Source organism: Colwellia sp. F1 (genome assembly GCF_056238625.1).
The window spans coordinates 2,220-5,758 of sequence record NZ_JBWDLI010000029.1; the positions used below are offsets into that span (position 1 = coordinate 2,220).

Annotated in this window: 1 rRNA gene; it reads left to right on the forward strand. The window is 47.7% G+C overall.

The annotated features are described in order from the left end of the window. Window positions 1-385 precede the first annotated feature (385 nt). Window positions 386-3,393, forward strand: a 23S ribosomal RNA gene (locus AC0UA9_RS16530). The last annotated feature ends 146 nt before the right edge of the window (window positions 3,394-3,539 follow it).

A 3,539-nucleotide genomic window follows, 5' to 3' on the forward strand; every position in this document is an offset into this window, starting at 1 on the left:
TTTATATCGCAATGAACAGTGTCGCGCTGAACATTGCACAAAGTATAAATACCAACAAAGCGATAAACATTCTCCCAAGGATGTTTATCAAAACTCAATAATTATCTACTCGATAATTATTGTTTTATCAAGTAACTCATCACAAACATTATGTTTGTTGAGTACGTGAAAATGTCAGACTTTACAATTAACTCGGTTTAGTCACCGAGTAGTCCAAAACATAATTGATTTGTTTTAAACAGGATTAATTAATGTTGCAGGGTTTTAATTGTTAGGCAAGGCGCACAAAGCGCGAGTAAGGGAGTGTGGTTCACCACATGACTGAACGAGCAATGCAGTGCAACGACGCATAACAGTTCAAACACAAAAACATTTGGGGTTGTATGGTTAAGTGACTAAGCGTATGTGGTGGATGCCTTGGCAGTTAGAGGCGATGAAGGACGTGTTAATCTGCGATAAGCGTTGGTAAGGTGATAAAAACCATTACAGCCAACGATTTCCGAATGGGGAAACCCACTTAGCATAAGCTAGGTATCGTTAACTCAATACATAGGTTAACGAGGCGAACCGGGAGAACTGAAACATCTAAGTACCCCGAGGAAAAGAAATCAACCGAGATTTCGTCAGTAGCGGCGAGCGAACGCGAATCAGCCCTTAAGCTTATTGGGCGCTAGTGGAATGTTCTGGAAAGGACAACGATACAGGGTGATAGTCCCGTACACCAAAGCCACCTTTAAGTGAAATCGAGTAGGACGGAGCACGTGAAACTTTGTCTGAATATGGGGGGACCATCCTCCAAGGCTAAATACTACTAACTGACCGATAGTGAACCAGTACCGTGAGGGAAAGGCGAAAAGAACCCCTGTGAGGGGAGTGAAATAGAACCTGAAACCGCATACGTACAAGCAGTAGGAGCCCCTTGAGGGTGACTGCGTACCTTTTGTATAATGGGTCAGCGACTTATATTCTGTAGCAAGGTTAACCGATTAGGGGAGCCGTAGCGAAAGCGAGTGTTAACTGCGCGTTTAGTTGCAGGGTATAGACCCGAAACCCGGCGATCTACCCATGAGCAGGTTGAAGGTTGAGTAACATCAACTGGAGGACCGAACACACGTATGTTGAAAAATGCGGTGATGACTTGTGGGTCGGAGTGAAAGGCTAATCAAGCCGGGAGATAGCTGGTTCTCCCCGAAATCTATTTAGGTAGAGCCTCGCACGAACACCATTGGGGGTAGAGCACTGTTAAGGCTAGGGGGTCATCCCGACTTACCAACCCTTTGCAAACTCCGAATACCAATGAGTGATATGCGGGAGACACACTGCGGGTGCTAACGTCCGTAGTGAAGAGGGAAACAACCCAGACCGCCAGCTAAGGTCCCAAAGTACTAGTTAAGTGGGAAACGATGTGGAAAGGCATAGACAGCTAGGAGGTTGGCTTAGAAGCAGCCATCCTTTAAAGAAAGCGTAATAGCTCACTAGTCGAGTCGGTCTGCGCGGAAGATGTAACGGGGCTAAACTAGTCACCGAAGCTGCGGATTCGAGCATATCACTAAGTTATTTAAGTAACGATTTTTTCTCAACGAGAAAGTAACAAAAATCGGTCAAGCGTCCTTCAAAGGAGTCGGTTTGATGCAGGAAATGCGAGCAAAGATGATTTAGCGATATGCTCGAGTGGTAGGGGAGCGTTGTGTAAGCCGTTGAAGGTGAATTGAGAAGTTTGCTGGAGGTATCACAAGTGCGAATGCTGACATGAGTAACGATAAGGGGAGTGAAAAACTCCCCCGCCGAAAGACCAAGGTTTCCTGTCCCATGTTAATCAGGGCAGGGTAAGTCGGCCCCTAAGGCGAGGCGGAAACGCGTAGTCGATGGGAAACAGATTAATATTTCTGTACTTCTATATATTGCGAAGGAGGGACGGAGCAGGCTAAGCTGGCATGGCGTTGGTAGTCCATGTGAAAGTGTGTAGGTTGGTTGTTTAGGAAAATCCGGACGACCTTAAGACTGAGACACGAGACGATGCTCTACGGAGCAGAAGCAGTTGATGCCATACTTCCAGGAAAAGCTTCTAAGCATCAGATATATAGAAACCGTACCCCAAACCGACACAGGTGGTTAGGTAGAGAATACTAAGGCGCTTGAGAGAACTCGGGTGAAGGAACTAGGCAAAATAGTACCGTAACTTCGGGAGAAGGTACGCCCTCTTTGGTGATGGAACTTGCTTCCTCAGCTGGAGAGGGTCGAAGTAACCAGGTGGCTGGAACTGTTTATTAAAAACACAGCACTGTGCAAACTCGTAAGAGGACGTATACGGTGTGACGCCTGCCCGGTGCCGGAAGGTTAATTGATTGGGTTAGTTTTCGGACGAAGCTCATGATCGAAGCCCCGGTAAACGGCGGCCGTAACTATAACGGTCCTAAGGTAGCGAAATTCCTTGTCGGGTAAGTTCCGACCTGCACGAATGGCGTAATCATGGCCACACTGTCTCCACCCGAGACTCAGTGAAATTGAATTTGCGGTTAAGATGCCGTATACCCGCGGCTAGACGGAAAGACCCCGTGAACCTTTACTATAGCTTGACAGTGAACATTGCTCCTACATGTGTAGGATAGGTGGGAGGCGTTGAAACAGAGTCGCTAGATTTTGTGGAGCCAACCTTGAAATACCACCCTTGTATGCGTGATGTTCTAACCTAGGGCCCTAATCGGGCTTGGGGACACTGTCTGGTGGGTAGTTTGACTGGGGCGGTCTCCTCCTAAAGAGTAACGGAGGAGCACGAAGGTTGGCTAAGTATGGTCGGACATCATACGGTTAGTGCAATGGCATAAGCCAGCTTAACTGCGAGACAGACACGTCGAGCAGGTACGAAAGTAGGTCATAGTGATCCGGTGGTTCTGTATGGAAGGGCCATCGCTCAACGGATAAAAGGTACTCCGGGGATAACAGGCTGATACCGCCCAAGAGTTCATATCGACGGCGGTGTTTGGCACCTCGATGTCGGCTCATCACATCCTGGGGCTGAAGTCGGTCCCAAGGGTATGGCTGTTCGCCATTTAAAGTGGTACGCGAGCTGGGTTTAGAACGTCGTGAGACAGTTCGGTCCCTATCTGCCGTGGGCGTTTGAGAATTGAAGAGGGCTGCTCCTAGTACGAGAGGACCGGAGTGGACGAACCGCTGGTGTTCGGGTTGTTATGCCAATAGCATTGCCCGGTAGCTACGTTCGGAACTGATAACCGCTGAAAGCATCTAAGCGGGAAGCAGGCTTTGAGATGAGTTCTCACTGGAGCTTTAAGCTCCCTGTAGGGTCGTTGGAGACTACAACGTTGATAGGTCAGGTGTGTAAGGGTTGCAAGGCCTTGAGCTAACTGATACTAATTGCCCGTGAGGCTTAACCATACAACACCCAAGTGGTTTTGTATTGACAGGCTAAAGTCACTTACTAACTTAGTAATGAAAAGCTCGTGTAGAAAAGCCTACACGTCGCGGTTAATTACGTCGTTATTAAGCGATTTATCGCTGTCAAAAAGTTTGACAAAAATTAC